Origin of the sequence: Burkholderia sp. F1 (genome assembly GCF_050813845.1) — a bacterium.
Lineage (GTDB): Bacteria > Pseudomonadota > Gammaproteobacteria > Burkholderiales > Burkholderiaceae > Burkholderia > Burkholderia ubonensis.
Genome location: NZ_CP172421.1, coordinates 2,295,040 through 2,310,472, shown reverse-complemented (window position 1 = coordinate 2,310,472; position 15,433 = coordinate 2,295,040). Strand labels below are relative to the sequence as shown.

11 protein-coding genes are annotated in these 15,433 nt (G+C 67.4%); 9 read left to right on the top strand and 2 right to left on the bottom strand.

Annotation, left to right across the window (positions count from 1 at the left end; genetic code table 11):
* The first annotated feature begins 81 nt into the window (after positions 1 to 81).
* The 3 genes from ACFIMZ_RS10855 (at position 82) to ACFIMZ_RS10845 (ending at position 4,198) form a co-directional block, all read left to right on the top strand.
* Complete coding sequence (locus ACFIMZ_RS10855) at positions 82 to 1,428, top strand: adenylosuccinate synthase (protein ID WP_431819525.1); 1,347 nt, start codon at positions 82 to 84, stop codon at positions 1,426 to 1,428.
* Positions 1,429 to 1,434: 6 nt separating this feature from the next.
* Positions 1,435 to 2,025, top strand: coding sequence for a phosphoribosyltransferase (locus ACFIMZ_RS10850; protein ID WP_431819524.1), 591 nt, complete (start codon positions 1,435 to 1,437; stop codon positions 2,023 to 2,025).
* A gap of 253 nt (positions 2,026 to 2,278) precedes the next feature.
* Positions 2,279 to 4,198 (top strand): potassium transporter Kup, encoded by a 1,920-nt coding sequence (locus ACFIMZ_RS10845; protein ID WP_431819523.1) that lies wholly within the window; start codon positions 2,279 to 2,281, stop codon positions 4,196 to 4,198.
* 87 nt (positions 4,199 to 4,285) lie between these two features.
* On the opposite strand, the gene ACFIMZ_RS10840 is transcribed toward ACFIMZ_RS10845, so the two are convergent.
* A complete protein-coding gene (locus ACFIMZ_RS10840) occupies positions 4,286 to 6,610 on the bottom strand; it encodes a Tex family protein (protein WP_431819522.1) in 2,325 nt (774 codons plus the stop codon).
* A gap of 163 nt (positions 6,611 to 6,773) precedes the next feature.
* Here ACFIMZ_RS10840 and ACFIMZ_RS10835 point away from each other — a divergent pair, with 163 nt between their 5' ends.
* The 3 genes from ACFIMZ_RS10835 (at position 6,774) to ACFIMZ_RS10825 (ending at position 10,122) form a co-directional block, all read left to right on the top strand.
* Positions 6,774 to 7,526: a hypothetical protein gene (locus ACFIMZ_RS10835; RefSeq protein ID WP_431819521.1), complete on the top strand. Its 753-nt coding sequence runs from the start codon at positions 6,774 to 6,776 to the stop codon at positions 7,524 to 7,526.
* A 78-nt stretch (positions 7,527 to 7,604) separates the two neighbouring features.
* Positions 7,605 to 7,820 carry a YdcH family protein gene (locus ACFIMZ_RS10830; protein WP_010092269.1) on the top strand — a complete coding sequence of 72 codons (216 nt, stop codon included), beginning with the start codon at positions 7,605 to 7,607 and terminating at the stop codon, positions 7,818 to 7,820.
* 55 nt (positions 7,821 to 7,875) lie between these two features.
* Entirely contained in the window at positions 7,876 to 10,122 is a 2,247-nt protein-coding gene (locus ACFIMZ_RS10825) for an ATP-dependent DNA helicase (protein ID WP_431819520.1), read from the top strand.
* Positions 10,123 to 10,194: 72 nt separating this feature from the next.
* Here ACFIMZ_RS10825 and ACFIMZ_RS10820 read toward each other — a convergent pair whose 3' ends face one another.
* Positions 10,195 to 11,019 (bottom strand): outer membrane protein assembly factor BamD, encoded by an 825-nt coding sequence (locus tag ACFIMZ_RS10820; RefSeq protein WP_431819519.1) that lies wholly within the window; start codon positions 11,017 to 11,019, stop codon positions 10,195 to 10,197.
* A gap of 41 nt (positions 11,020 to 11,060) precedes the next feature.
* On the opposite strand from ACFIMZ_RS10820, the gene ACFIMZ_RS10815 reads away from it, so the two are divergent.
* The 3 genes from ACFIMZ_RS10815 to phaC all read left to right on the top strand — a co-directional run bounded on the left by ACFIMZ_RS10815 (position 11,061) and on the right by phaC (position 15,352).
* On the top strand, positions 11,061 to 12,266 hold the full coding sequence (locus tag ACFIMZ_RS10815) for an RluA family pseudouridine synthase (RefSeq protein ID WP_431819518.1): 1,206 nt from the start codon (positions 11,061 to 11,063) through the stop codon (positions 12,264 to 12,266).
* A gap of 6 nt (positions 12,267 to 12,272) precedes the next feature.
* Positions 12,273 to 13,112 carry a peptidoglycan editing factor PgeF gene (gene pgeF, locus ACFIMZ_RS10810; protein WP_431819517.1) on the top strand — a complete coding sequence of 280 codons (840 nt, stop codon included), beginning with the start codon at positions 12,273 to 12,275 and terminating at the stop codon, positions 13,110 to 13,112.
* Between the two features lie 374 nt (positions 13,113 to 13,486).
* Positions 13,487 to 15,352, top strand: coding sequence for a class I poly(R)-hydroxyalkanoic acid synthase (gene phaC / locus ACFIMZ_RS10805; protein ID WP_431819516.1), 1,866 nt, complete (start codon positions 13,487 to 13,489; stop codon positions 15,350 to 15,352).
* Positions 15,353 to 15,433 lie beyond the last annotated feature (81 nt).

Below are 15,433 nucleotides of genomic sequence, written 5' to 3'. Positions count from 1 at the left end.
TATCGTTGAAGCGAAACGGAAAAATTCGGAATCGCCCGCGAACATAGGTAGAATACGTTTTTAACCAGCTAACGAATCAACATGTCTGCCAGCGCAGTGAATGTGACTCCCGGGCGCAACGTCGTCGTCGTGGGGACTCAATGGGGTGATGAAGGCAAGGGCAAGATCGTCGACTGGCTGACGGACCACGCTCAGGGCGTCGTGCGTTTCCAGGGCGGCCACAACGCCGGCCACACCCTCATCATCGGCGGCAAGAAGACCATCTTGCGCCTCATTCCGTCGGGCATCATGCGTGAAGGCGTCGCCTGCTACATCGGCAACGGCGTCGTCCTGTCCCCCGAGGCACTGTTCAAGGAAATCGGCGAGCTCGAAGAGGCTGGCCTGAACGTCCGCGACCGACTGTTCATTTCCGAAGCGACCACGCTGATCCTGCCGTATCACATCGCGATCGACCAGGCGCGCGAAGCGCGCAAGGGCGCGGGCAAGATCGGCACGACCGGCCGCGGCATCGGCCCGGCGTACGAGGACAAGGTCGGCCGCCGCGCGCTGCGCGTGCAGGACCTGTTCGACGCGAAGACCTTCGCCGACCGCCTGCGCGAAAACCTCGACTTCCACAACTTCGTGCTGACCCAGTACCTCGGCGGCGCGGCAGTCGACTTCCAGGCCACGCTCGACACGATGCTCGGCTATGCGGACCGCCTGAAGCCGATGGTGGCCGACGTGTCGCGCCGCCTGTACGACGCGAACAACGAGGGCCAGAACCTGCTGTTCGAAGGCGCGCAAGGCACGCTGCTCGACATCGACCACGGCACCTATCCGTTCGTCACGTCGAGCAACTGCGTTGCCGGTGCGGCGGCGGCGGGCGCGGGCGTCGGTCCGCAGAAGCTCAACTACATCCTCGGCATCACGAAGGCGTATTGCACGCGCGTCGGCTCGGGCCCGTTCCCGAGCGAGCTGTACGACGCCGACAACCCGAAGCGTCAGGATCAGGTCGGCGTCACGCTCGCGAACGTCGGCAAGGAATTCGGTTCGGTCACGGGTCGCCCGCGCCGCACCGGTTGGCTCGACGCGGCCGCGCTGCGCCGCTCTATCCAGATCAACGGCGTGTCGGGCCTGTGCATGACGAAGCTCGACGTGCTCGACGGCCTCGACGAGGTCAAGCTGTGCGTCGGCTACAAGATCGACGGCAAGGATGCGGACATCCTGCCGCGCGGCGCGGCCGATGTCGCGCGCTGCGAGCCCGTGTACGAGACGTTCGTCGGCTGGAAGGAAAGCACCGTCGGCATCAACTCGTGGGATGCGCTGCCGGAAAACGCCCGTGCGTACCTGACCCGCGTCCAGGAAGTGGCCGGCGTGCCGATCGACATGGTGTCGACCGGCCCGGATCGCGACGAGACGATCCTGCTCCGTCATCCGTTCAAGGTGTAACGCACGATGACGCAGCAGAACACGATGGCGCTTGTGATGACCGATCCGCGCAACGACGACAAGAACCTGTGGGTAGGCTGGGACGAATACCACCGCCTGATCGAGATGCTCGCGCTCCAGGTGCATGAGTCCGGCTGGAAGTTCGACCAGATCCTGTGCCTCGCGCGCGGCGGCCTGCGCGTCGGCGACCAGCTGTCGCGCATCTACGACGTGCCGCTCGCGATCCTCGCGACCAGCTCGTACCGCGAAGCGGCCGGACGCGAGCAGGGTGACCTCGATATCGCGCAGTACATCACGATGACGCGCGGCAATCTCGCCGGCAACGTGCTGCTGGTCGACGACCTCGTCGACTCCGGCGTCACGCTCGCGCGCGTGCAGGAGCACCTTAAGGAGCGCTATCCGGCCGTCACGGCGGTGCGCTCGGCGGTGCTCTGGTACAAGGGCTGCTCGAAGGTGAAGCCCGACTACCACACGCAGTTCCTGCCGACGAATCCGTGGATCCATCAGCCGTTCGAGGAATGGGATACGGTTCGTCCGCACAATCTCGAGGCCTGGATCAAGCGCGGCGACGCGCAGCGCGACGCCGCACGCGCGTAAGCGCCTGCCGGCCGATCGCCGGACCTTGCTGACGGCGCCGCTTGCGGCGCCGTTTTCATTGGTGCGTCACGACCCGGGTAGGCAACCGCCGACGTCACGGCTATGATGGCCTCCCTGCCACAGCTCGCGCCGCGTTGCATCGGCAGAGTGGGCCTCGTGGCTTCGCGGCAACAGGACAGGACGGCATTCGATTCCCGCGCGAGTAGAATAGCGCTCGTTTTGTTCGACTCCGGACCCGATTATTTCGCTGCATATGAACGATACGACTCACGCGACCGACGCGATCCACGCGCCGCATTCGACGACGCAACAACATTCGCTGCAGGCGCTCGCGATCGCCGCGATCGGCGTGGTGTTCGGCGACATCGGCACGAGTCCGCTGTATTCGCTCAAGGAGGCGTTCAGCCCCGCACACGGCATTCCGCTCACGGAAGGCTCGATCCTCGGCGTGATCTCGCTGCTGTTCTGGGCAATCATTCTCGTGGTCGGCATCAAATACCTGCTGTTCGTGATGCGCGCCGACAACAACGGCGAGGGCGGCGTGCTGGCGCTGATGGCGCTGTCGCTGCGGCCGCTCAATTCGAAGAGCCGCGTAACGGGCGCGCTGATGGCGCTCGGAATCTTCGGCGCGTGCATGTTCTACGGCGACGCGGTGATCACGCCGGCGATCTCGGTGATGTCGGCGGTCGAAGGTCTCGAGATCGCGACCCCGCACTTGTCCCATCTCGTGCTGCCGATCACGATCGTGATCCTGATCGCGCTGTTCTGGATCCAGCGCCACGGCACCGCGACGGTCGGCAAGCTGTTCGGCCCGATCATGGTGCTGTGGTTCATCGCGATCGCAGCGCTGGGCGTGTATCACATCGTGCGCGTGCCGGGCATCATCGCGGCGATCAACCCGTACTACGCGGTGTCGTTCATGTCGGACCACGTGCTGCAGGCCTACGTCGTGCTCGGCTCGGTCGTGCTGGTGCTGACGGGCGCCGAAGCGCTCTACGCGGACATGGGCCATTTCGGCGCGAGGCCGATTCGGATCGCCGCGTACGGGCTCGTGATGCCGTCGCTCGTGCTCAACTACTTCGGGCAGGGCGCGCTGCTGATCCAGAACCCGAAGGCGATCGAGAACCCGTTCTTCCTGCTCGCGCCCGACTGGGCGCTGCTGCCGCTCGTCGTGCTGTCGACGGTCGCGACCGTGATCGCGTCGCAGGCGGTGATCTCGGGCGCGTATTCGCTGACCTCGCAGGCGATCCAGCTCGGCTACGTGCCGCGCATGAAGGTGCTGCACACGTCCGAACTGGCGATCGGCCAGATCTACGTGCCGGTCGTGAACTGGCTGCTGCTGTTCGTGATCCTCTGCATCGTGATCGGCTTCAAGAGCTCGGACAACCTTGCCGCCGCGTACGGTATCGCGGTGACGGCGACGATGGTGATCACGACCGTGCTCGCCGCAGTCGTGATGGTGAAGGTGTGGAACTGGAACCGGCTGCTGGTCGGCGCGATCATCGCGGTCTTCCTCGCGGTCGACCTCGGCTTCTTCGGCGCGAACCTGCTGAAGGTCGCGCAGGGCGGCTGGCTGCCGCTCGGGATCGGCGCGCTGCTGTTCTTCCTGCTGATGACCTGGTACAAGGGGCGGCACATCGTGAAGGAGCGCACGGCGGCCGACGGCATCCCGCTCGAGCCGTTCCTGCAAGGGCTGCTTGCGCATCCGCCGCACCGCGTGTCGGGCACGGCGATCTACCTGACCGGCAACGACAAGCTCGTGCCCGTCAGCCTGCTGCACAACCTGAAGCACAACAAGGTGCTGCACGAGCGGACGATCTTCCTGACGTTCGTCACGCGCGACATCCCGTACGTGCGCGACGACAAGCGTCTGAGCGCGCGCGACGCGGGTGGCGGGCTGTATATCGTGACGGCGGAATACGGCTTCAACGAGACGCCGGACGTGAAGGCGGTGCTGGAAGAGTTCGGCCGCACCCACGACATGACGTTCGAGCTGATGGATACGTCGTTCTTCCTCGCGCGCGAAACGGTCGTGCCGACGCAACTGCCGGGCATGTCGATCTGGCGCGAGCGCGTGTTCGCGTGGATGCACCAGAACGCCGCGAAGCCGACCGATTTCTTCGCGATTCCGGCGAACCGCGTGGTCGAGCTCGGCACGAAGATCGAGATCTGACGGCTGCGGGGCGCGCGCCCCGCCTGGCTGCGCAGGAACGAAAAAAAGCCCGCCGTCAGGCGGGCTTTTTGTTGGCGCGCGCGATGCTCAGCGCTTGAGCTTCGCGAACGCCGCGGCCATCGCGCCGGACGGTTCCGGCTCGCGCGAGCGGGGCGGCCGTGCCTGGCCGCCTCGGCTTGCGCCGCCGCGATCCTGGCCGCCGCGCGCCGCCGTGCCCGGGGTCGCATCGTCGTCGAGGCGCATCGTCAGCGAGATGCGCTGGCGCTTGACGTCGACGTCGAGCACCTTGACCTTGACCACCTGGCCGGCCTTCACGACTTCGTGCGGGTCCTTGATGAACTTCGTCGACAGCGCGGACACGTGGACGAGGCCGTCCTGGTGCACGCCGACGTCGACGAACGCGCCGAACGCGGCGACGTTCGTCACGACGCCTTCGAGGACCATGCCCGGCACCAGGTCCGACACCTTCTCGACGCCTTCGCGGAACGTCGCGGTCTTGAATTCCGGGCGCGGGTCGCGGCCCGGCTTTTCCAGTTCCGACAGGATGTCGCGCACGGTCGGCAGGCCGAAGCGCTCGTCGACGAACTCGGCGGGCGACAGGCCCGCGAGCGCTTCGCGGCTGCCGAGCACGTCGTCGATGCGCTTGCTGATCTTCGCGAGGATCCGTTCGACGACCGGATACGCTTCCGGGTGCACCGACGAGCGGTCGAGCGGATTCTCGCCGCCGTTGATGCGCAGGAAGCCGGCTGCCTGCTCGAAGGTCTTGTCGCCGAGGCGCGGCACCTTGCGCAGGTGCTCGCGGGACGGGAACGGGCCGTTCGCGTCGCGGTAGTCGACGATGTTGCGTGCGAGCGTCGCGTTCAGGCCCGACACGCGCGCGAGCAGTGCGGACGACGCGGTGTTCGCGTCGACGCCGACCGCGTTCACGCAGTCCTCGACGACGGCGTCGAGCGAACGCGCGAGTTCGCGCTGGTTCACGTCGTGCTGATACTGGCCGACGCCGATCGCTTTCGGCTCGATCTTGACGAGTTCGGCGAGCGGATCCTGCAGGCGGCGCGCGATCGACACGGCGCCGCGCAGCGACACGTCGAGCTCGGGGAATTCCTTCGCCGCGAGCTCGGATGCCGAGTACACCGACGCGCCGGCTTCCGATACCACGATCTTCTGCAGGCGCAGTTCGGGGTGCTTCGCGATCAGCTCGCTCGCGAGCTTGTCGGTTTCACGCGACGCGGTGCCGTTGCCGATGCTGACGAGCTCCGCCTGGGTCTGCGCGGCGATGCGCGCGAGCTTCGCGAGCGAGCCGTCCCAGTCGCGGCGCGGCTCGTGCGGGTAGATCGTGTCGGTCGCGAGCAGCTTGCCGGTGCGGTCGACGACCGCGACCTTCACGCCGGTGCGCAGGCCGGGGTCGAGGCCGATCACGGCCTTCGGGCCGGCCGGCGCCGCGAGCAGCAGGTCCTTCAGGTTGCGCGCGAACACGCGGATCGCCTCGTGCTCGGCGTCCTCGCGCAACTGCGTCAGCAATTCGTTCTCGATGTGCGGCTGCACCTTCACGCGCCAGCACCAGCGGCAGACGTCGGACAGCCACTTGTCGGCCGGCCGGTTCTGGTTCGCGATGCCGAAATGGCGCGCGATCATCGCCTCGCCGGGATGCGGCACCAGTGCGTCGAGTTCCTCGCCGAGGCCGAGCTTGACTGTCAGCACGCCGGCGTTGCGGCCGCGGAACAGCGCGAGCGCGCGATGCGACGGCACGGTCTTGATCGTTTCCGCGTAGTCGTAGTAATCGCGGAATTTCTCGCCTTCTTCGTTCTCCTTGCCTTCGACGACCGCCGACGACACGACGCCCTGGTTGTGCAGGTAGTCGCGCAGCTTGCCGAGCAGCTCGGCCGTCTCGCCGAACTGCTCGGACAAAATGTCGCGGGCGCCGTCGAGCGCGGCCTTCACGTCGGCGACGCCCTTGTCGGCGTCGACGTAGGCGGCCGCTTCGGCCTGCGGGTCGAGCAGCGGGTTGCCGAGCAGCGCCTGCGCGAGCGGCTCGAGGCCGGCTTCGCGGGCGATCTGCGCGCGCGTGCGGCGCTTCGGCTTGTACGGCAGATAAAGGTCTTCGAGCACCTGCTTGCTGTCGGCGGCATCGATCGCGGTGCGCAGTTCGTCGGTCAGCTTGCCTTGCTCGTCGATGCTCGCGAGGATCGTGGCGCGGCGCTCCTCGAGCTCGCGCAGGTACAGCAGGCGTTCCTCGAGCTGGCGCAGCTGCGTGTCGTCCAGGTTGCCGGTCACTTCCTTGCGGTACCGGGCAATGAACGGAACGGTGGCGCCTTCGTCGAGGAGTTGCACTGCCGCCGCGACCTGGCGCGGCTGGACGGTCAGTTCGGTGGCGATGCGCTGTACGATCTTGAGTGCTACGGTTTCCGTCATGTCGTGGATGATCTGCCTGCTGAAATCGCGGCGCGGGCCGGTGAGGCCCGCCTGGCGGGCCGCTCGCGGCGAGCCCGCCGAACCAGACGCCGCGGGTGAATGAAGCGGGGCATTTTGCCATAAATGGCAGAGCGTCCATTCGCGGGGTGATAGAATTTGGCACATGTCCCGCAGCTTTCCTACGACGTTGCCAACCTCCCGCTTTCCTCTCATCGCGCTCGGCGCAGCGCTTGCCGCGGCTTTGTCCTTCGGGGCGGCCGGTGCGCATGCGCAGGCGTCCGCTGTCGCCGCATCGGCCGCCGACGCGGCCGCGTCCGCCTCGACCACGCGCGACTTCGACGCGCGTCAAAAAGTGCTCGATCAACGCACGGCCAAAAACGATTATCGTTATGCGGTGGCCGAACATGACTGCTACAGCAAGTTCTTCGTCAACTACTGCCTTGGCAAGGCGCGCGATCAGATGCGCGAGGAGCGCGCGGGCATCCGGCAGGAGCAGCTCGCGCTCGACGACGAGCAGCGTGCGGTGCGGGCGCAGCAGCGCGACCAGCAAATCGCGCTGAAACAGGCGCAAAATGCGGCGGAGGCGCCGCAGCGGGCGGCGAACGAAGCGGCGAACGCGGCCGCGTTCCGCGACAAGCAAGAGCAGAATGCGCTGAAGCAGGCGCAGCGTGGCGCGGAAGGCCCGCAGCGCGCGGCGAACAAGCAGGCCTACGACCAGAAGCAGGCCGATTTCCAGCGCAAGCTCGACGACGCGCACCAGCAGGCGGCCCAGAAGGCGCAGGAACGGGCGGACAACGCGGCGCGCTACGAGCAGAAGCAGAAGGAGGCCGCGCAGCACAAGGCCGACGTGGGGCAGCGACAGAAGGAAGCGGCCGACAAGGCCAAGCAGCAACAGCAGCAAATGCAGGGGCAGTAACGTGTTGGGTTGATCCGGAAAGCAGTCTCGAGCGCACCGGCATGCAGGCCGGCGCGCTGCTTCGATGAGGAGGCGCATATGCAAAGCCGTCATGCGGAACAGCAGCAGGAATTGCACAACCGGTTGGCTTCATTGCAGGAGCTCCACGCCCAGCTTGCTCGGGAGATCGAGCAGAAGGAAGGGCGGTCCGACATCGACGACATAACGCTGCACCGGCTGAAGAAAGAGAAGCTGGCGGCCAAAGACAAAATCATCATGCTGCAATCGCAGCTGGAACCGGATAAGCGCGCCTGAGCGCGGCCTGGCAAGCGCCGGCGCCGCCCGGGCGCTGGACACAGGAACGCTTGCCTTGAATTCACCGCTTGAAGCCACCCCCGATGCCCGGCGAGACACCTCGTCCACCGGGCGCGCACGTGCGTCCGAAGCCACCTTTGAGCTGAGTCGCAAGCGCGTCGACGAGCTCGACGCGATCTTCGGCAACGGCGGGCTGTTCGCGCGAGCGCTCGACGGCTACCGGCCCCGTGCATCGCAGATCGAGATGGCGCGTGCGGTCGCGGCCGCGATGGAGGCGTCCGCGCGCCGGATGCCCGAACCCGAGATTTTCGAGACTCGCAAGCGCCCGGCGCGGCGCCTGCAGGGCGACGCGGAGAACGCGGCCGAGTCCGGCGCGGATGGCGCCGCAGCCGCGGAGGCCGACAGCGACGCGGGCGACAACACGCTGATCGTCGAGGCGGGCACGGGCACCGGCAAGACCTACGCGTATCTCGTGCCGGCGATGCTGTGGGGCGGCAAGGTCATCGTGTCGACCGGCACCAAGCACCTGCAGGACCAGCTGTTCCTGCGCGACCTCCCGACCGTGCGCGACGCGCTCGCGGTGCCGGTCACGGTCGCGATGCTCAAGGGGCGCGCGAACTATCTGTGCCACTACTACCTGCAGCGCACCGCCGACAACGGCAGGCTGCCGTCGCGGCAGGACACCGCGTACCTGCAGGAGATCGTCCGTTTCGCGAAAGTCACGAGAAGCGGCGACAAGGCCGAACTGGCGAGCGTGCCGGAGAACGCGCCCGTATGGTCGATGGTCACGTCGACGCGCGACAACTGCCTCGGCCAGGAGTGCCCGCACTACAAGGACTGCTTCGTGATGCAGGCGCGGCGCGAGGCCCAGCAGGCCGACATCGTCGTCGTCAACCATCACCTGTTCTTCGCCGACATCATGCTGCGCGACACGGGGATGGCCGAGCTGCTGCCGAACGCGAACACGATCATCTTCGACGAAGCGCACCAGTTGCCGGAGACGGCGACGCTGTTCTTCGGCGAAACGCTGTCGACGACGCAGATCCTCGAGCTGGCGCGCGATACGGTCGCGGAGGGCCTGAGCCATGCGCGCGACGCAGTCGAATGGGTGAAGCTCGGCGGCGCGCTCGAGCGCGCGGCACGGGACCTGCGGCTTGCGTTCGCGGACGACACGATCGTGCGCATGTCGCTTGCGCAGCTCGGCGACGACCATCCGCTGTTCGGCGCGCTCGACGAGCTGGAGGCGGCGCTCGACGCGCTTGCGTCGGCGCTCGCGAGCCAGGCCGAACGCGCGGAATCGCTCGGCGCATGCCTGCGGCGCGCGCGCGAGCTGCAGGACCTGCTCGCCGGCTGGGTCGCGCCCGGCGCCTCGCAGGCGGCCGCCAGCGCGGAGGCGGCGGAATCGAAGGCCGGCGACGGCGGCGATGCCAGCGAGAAGGTGCGCTGGGTCGAGGTGTTCTCGCATACGGTCCAGCTGCACGAGACGCCGTTGTCCGTCGCGCCGATCTTCGCGAAGCAGCGCGCGGGCGTGCCGCGCGCATGGGTGTTCACGTCGGCGACGCTGTCGGTGCGCGGCGATTTCACGCACTACGCGGCGCAGATGGGGCTCAGTTCGCGCCGCTCGATGACGCTCGCGAGCCCGTTCGACTACCAGGAGCAGGGGCTGCTGTACGTGCCGCGCAACCTGCCGCAGCCGTCGTCGCCCGCTTTCACGGATGCGGTGTTCGACGCCGCGCTGCCGGCCATCGAGGCATCGGGCGGCGGGGTGTTCATGTTGTGCACGACGCTGCGCGCGGTCGACCGGATCGCCGCGAAGCTGCGCGACGTGATCGAGTCGCGCGGGTGGAACACGCCGCTCCTCGTGCAGGGCGATGCGAGCCGCACCGAGCTGCTCGATCGGTTCCGCGCGTACGGCAACGCGATTCTCGTCGGCAGCCAGAGCTTCTGGGAAGGCGTGGACGTGCGCGGCGACGCGCTGTCGCTTGTCGTCATCGACAAGCTCCCGTTCGCGCCGCCCGACGATCCGGTGCTGGCCGCGCGGCTCGACGCGCTCACGAAGAAGGGCTTGAGTCCGTTCGCCGCGCACCAGCTGCCGCAGGCAGTGATTACGCTGAAGCAGGGCGCGGGCCGGCTGATTCGCGCGGAAACCGATCGCGGCGTGCTGATGATCTGCGACACGCGCCTCGTCGACAAGCCTTATGGGCGGCGGATCTGGCAGAGCCTGCCGCCGTTCAAGCGGACCCGTGAGATCGAAGTCGTCGAGGCGTTCTTTGACGAGCATCGCGCGGCGAAGCGGGCATAGCCGTGCGGCGGCGCCAATGAAAAACCCGGCCAATCGGCCGGGTTTTTTTGTCGCTTCATGTGACGCGGCGGCTCAGAACTGCCACCACGACTTCTTCGCGCCGGGGCGGGCTTTGCCCGTCACATACGGGCTGTCCGGGAACGTGCCCGCGAGCACGCGCTTCGTGTCCTCGGCGAGCTGCGGCTGCTGCAGCTTGTCGTACGACAGGATCATGATGTGCAGCGCGTCCTCGATCGACGGCGCGCCCTTGTATTCCTTGATCGCGAGCTGCGCGCGGTTGATCGCCGCGACATAGGCGCCGCGACGGTAGTAGTAGTCGGCGGCGTGCACTTCGTGCGACGCGAGCGCGTTGACGATGTAGCGCATCCGGGCCGCCGCGTCGGGCGCGTACTTGCTCTTCGGGTAGCGGTCGACGACGACCTTGAATGCGTCATACGATTCGCGCAGCGCCTGCGGGTCGCGCTCGCTCATGTCCTGGCCGGAGAAGCGGCCGAACAGACCGAGATCGTCGTTGAAGTGGATCATGCCCTTCAGGTAGTACGCGTACGGGATGTCCGGGTGATCCGGGTGGAGCTGGATGAAGCGGTCGACGGCCTGGTCGGCGGCAGCCGGTTCGTTATCCTTCCAGTTGCAGTACGCGACGTTGATCTGCGCCTGCTGCGCGAAATGGCCGAACGGGTCGCGGCCCTGCAGCGCTTCGAAGTACTTCGCGCACTTGCCCCAGTCGCCGCCGGTCAGGGCATCCTGAGCCTCTGAGTATAATTTGTTGTTCGACCAGGTCGCGGTCTCGTCCTGCTTCTGCGGCAAGCCGTGGCAACCCGCGATGAGGGCTGCGGCCGCAACCGCCGTTGCCCGGGCGGCGACGGTAATTGCCGCGCGTTTGGTCGAATTCATCATGCTCGCATGTCCTAGCTTCAAGTCTCGGTGACCCAGTCTAAATGACCCGTTCTAATTCGCTGAATGCCCAGAAGGGCAAGTCAAATCGCGAAGATTATAGCCCAAGCGATCGGCCCGCCGACGCCGCTCCCGGCGATTCGCTCGATGACGACCTCGTCGGCGACGCGCTGCAGTCGTCCGTCGCGCCGTCCGCCACGGCCGACGACACGCCGCGTGTCGTCGAAGTCCCGCCGTCGCTCGCCGGCGAACGACTCGACAAGGCGCTCGCGCAACTGTTCCCCGAATTCTCGCGCAGCCGGCTGCAGAGCTGGATCGACGCGCAGCGGGTGCGCGTCGACGGCGCGCCCGCGAAGATCCGCCAGCCGGTGCCGCTCGGCGCGACGATCGAGCTCGTGCCCGACCTGCTGCCGGAGCAGCTCGCGTTCACGCCGGAGCCGGTGCCGCTCGACATCCTCTACGAGGACGACGCGCTCGTCGTGATCAACAAGCCGGCCGGCCTCGTCGTCCATCCCGCCGCCGGCAACTGGAGCGGCACGATCCTCAACGGCCTGCTGCACCGCTACGGCGACGCGGCGGCCGGCCTGCCGCGCGCGGGGATCGTCCACCGCCTCGACAAGGAAACCTCGGGCCTGATGGTCGTCGCGCGCACGCTTGCCGCGCAGACCGACCTGGTCCGCCAGCTGCAGGCCCGCACCGTGAAGCGCCGCTATTTCGCGCTCGTCTGGGGCACGATGCCCGACGAAGGCACGATCGACGCGCCGATCGGCCGCGATCCGCGCGAGCGCACCCGGATGGCGGTCGTGACCGGCGCGTCCGGCAAGCCGGCGCGCACGCATTTCCGCACGGTTGACACATGTCTGTGGCAACGTCAGCCGGTTTCCGCGATCCAGTGCGATCTCGAGACGGGGCGCACGCACCAGATCCGCGTGCATTGCGCGCACGCCGGGCATCCGCTGCTCGGCGACCCCGTGTACGGGCGCGCGCGCGGCAAGCGCTCGGTGACGCCGCTGCCGGACGATTTCGCGCGGCAGGCGCTGCACGCGTGGCGGCTCGGTCTCGTGCATCCGGTGAGCGGCAAGACGATGCAATGGCGCTGCCCGCTGCCGGACGACATGACCGCGCTCGTCGCGGCGCTCGGGTTCGGGCAGGAAGATGGGGAATTCGACGACGACGACGGTGTCTACGACGATGATTTCGGCGGCGACTGTCACGACGATGAGCCGTACCTGGACGACGAGGAGGAGTGAGTGGCGATGACGAACCTGGCGCCGTTGACGTGGCAGGACTGCGTGCAGCCCGACTGGCAGGTGTCGCCGCGCGTACGCGCGCTGGTCACGACGCGCAACGGCGGTGTCAGCGAAGGCCCTTACGGGCGCTGGCAGGACGGCGTCGCGCTGCCGGGCGGGATGAATCTCGGCCTGCATACCGGCGACGCCCCGGCCCATGTCGCCGAGAACCGCGCACGGCTGCTCGCGCTCGCGGGCCAGCCGCGCGCCGCATGGCTCGATCAGGTTCACGGCGCGCGGATCGTGCGCGCCGACGAGGTGATCGCAGCCGATCCCGAATCCGCGGCGCCGGCGCAGGCCGACGCGAGCGTGACCGATCGCGCGAATGCGGTATGCGTCGTGATGGTCGCCGATTGCCTGCCGGTGCTGCTGTGCGATGCGCAGGGGCGCGCGGTCGGCGCGGCGCACGCGGGCTGGCGCGGGCTCGCGGCCGGCATCGTCGAACAGACCGCCGCGCGCGTCGCGGCGCTTGCCGGCGGCGCGACGGATGGCCTGCACGCGTTCCTCGGGCCGGCGATCGGCCCGGATGCGTTCGAGGTCGGCGCGGACGTGCGCGACGCATTTCTCGACACGGCCCCGCAGTCGGAGCATGATGAAACCGGCCGCGCGTTCGTCGCGATCGACGGCGCGCCCGGCAAGTATCTTGCCGATCTCTACGCGCTGGCGCGCTTGCGCCTGGCGCGGGCGGGCGTCGCGCGCGTGAGCGGCGGCGGCGCGTGCACGGTCGCCGAGCATTCGCGCTTCTATTCGTACCGGCGCGACCGCGTGACGGGCCGCATGGCGGCTGCGATCTGGCTGGCCGACTGACACGGCGTGCGCACGAGCCTGCTGCGATGCGGAATGGAATTATCGCGATATTGGCGCGGCGTTGCGCCGCGGCATCCGCAGTCAAAAGAAAATATGTGAAGTCAAGCGAATCAAAATGTCTCGGGTTCGTCGGAAGCCTTGTCCCGTCTGTTTTACGCGGATTATCTCGATGTTTAACGGTTAACGGAGTTAACGGGACGCTGCTTTGATCCAGCGCTTCACATGGGGAAAACGATAATGATAAAAATACCGCACTGCGGCAGAATCTGGAGGCGCCTCTCCAGTGCATGACGGCCCGGCTCGTCCGGCCGGCACGCCGCGCCGCGAGCAGGATTTCTACGATTGACGCTCAGGAATCACCGGTAAGGCAGGTAATGACAGCATCGAAAAACTCGTCGACGTCCGCACAGGCGGGCACTTTCACGGGCCGCCAGGCATTCGATCAGGCAGCCCAGCCGATGCAGCAGATGTTCGAGGCGTGGTTGAGCGCGTGGCGGGGCTTCGCGGACCCGGCGCGCGCGGCAACGGCGTCGGCCGCGACGAATCCGTTCGCGACGTTCCAGTTTCCCAAGTCGTTTCCGTTCCAGGTGCCGTCGATGCCCGATTTGGGCGGCGCGGCGTCGCCGTTCGCGGGCCTGAAGCTGCCGGTCGCCGCGATTGCCCCGGAGCGCCTGCAGAAGCTGCAGGCCGACTATGCGCGCGACTGCGTGACGCTGATGCAGCAGGCAAGCGCCGCGAAGCTCGAGGCGCCTGAACTGAAGGATCGCCGCTTCAGCGGCGACGCATGGAAGGCGTCGCCCGCGCACGCGTTCGCCGCGGCCTGGTACCTGCTCAACGCGCGCTACCTGCAGGAGCTTGCCGACGCGCTCGAGACCGATCCGAAGACGCGCGAGCGGATTCGCTTCACGGTCCAGCAGTGGACGGCCGCCGCCGCGCCGAGCAACTTCCTCGCGCTCAATCCGGATGCGCAGAAGTCGATCATCGAGACCCAGGGCGAGAGTCTGCGGCAGGGGATGATGAACCTGCTCGGCGACCTGCAGCGCGGCAAGATTTCGCAGACCGACGAATCGCAGTTCGTGGTCGGCAGGAACCTCGGCTGCACCGCGGGCGCGGTCGTCTACGAGAACGACCTGATCCAGCTGATCCAGTACAAGCCGACGACGGAGACGGTGTTCGAAAGGCCGCTCCTCATCGTGCCGCCGTGCATCAACAAGTTCTACATCCTCGATCTGCAGCCCGAGAATTCGCTCGTCGCGCACGCGCTGTCGTGCGGCCACCAGGTGTTCCTCGTGTCGTGGCGCAACGCGGACGCGTCGGTCGCCCACAAGACCTGGGACGACTACATGAACGAAGGCATGCTGGCCGCGATCGATGCGGTGCAGCAGGTCAGCGGCCGCGAGCAGATCAACACGCTCGGCTTCTGCGTCGGCGGTACGATGCTGGCGACCGCGCTCTCGGTGCTCGCGGCGCGCGGCGAGCACCCGGCCGCGTCGATGACGCTGCTCACGGCGATGCTCGACTTCTCCGATACGGGCGTCGTCGACGTGTTCGTCGACGAGGCGCACGTGCAGATGCGCGAACAGACGATCGGCGGCAAGAACGGCACGCCGCCCGGGCTGATGCGCGGCGTCGAGTTCGCAAACACGTTCTCGTTCCTGCGCCCGAACGATCTCGTGTGGAACTACGTCGTCGACAACTACCTGAAGGGCCGTACGCCGGCGCCGTTCGACCTGCTGTACTGGAACGGCGACTCGACGAACCTGCCCGGCCCGATGTACGCGTGGTACCTGCGCAATACCTATCTCGAGAACCGGCTGCGCGTGCCGGGCGCGCTGACCGTGTGCGGCGAAGCGGTCGACCTGTCGCGCATCGACGTGCCGACGTTCATCTACGGTTCGCGCGAGGATCACATCGTGCCGTGGCAGACGGCCTACGCGTCGACGTCGATCCTGACGGGCCCGCTGAAGTTCGTGCTGGGTGCGTCGGGCCACATCGCCGGCGTGGTCAATCCGCCCGCGAAAAAGAAGCGCAATTACTGGGTCAACGACGACAGCCTGCCCGAATCGGCCGACGACTGGTTCGCCGGCGCGACCGAGCAACCCGGCAGCTGGTGGCCGGCCTGGATCGAATGGCTCGATCAGTACGGCGGCCGCAAGGTGGCTCCGCACGCGCAGCTCGGTTCGCAACAGTTCCCGGTGATCGAGCCGGCGCCTGGCCGCTACGTGTTGCAGCGCGATTGACGAAAACCGGACAGCGGCGCACGCTGTCCAATGCGCCGCAGTTTTTTTAACAGGGCGGGGAGCGATGCGCCGTGTCGCGCC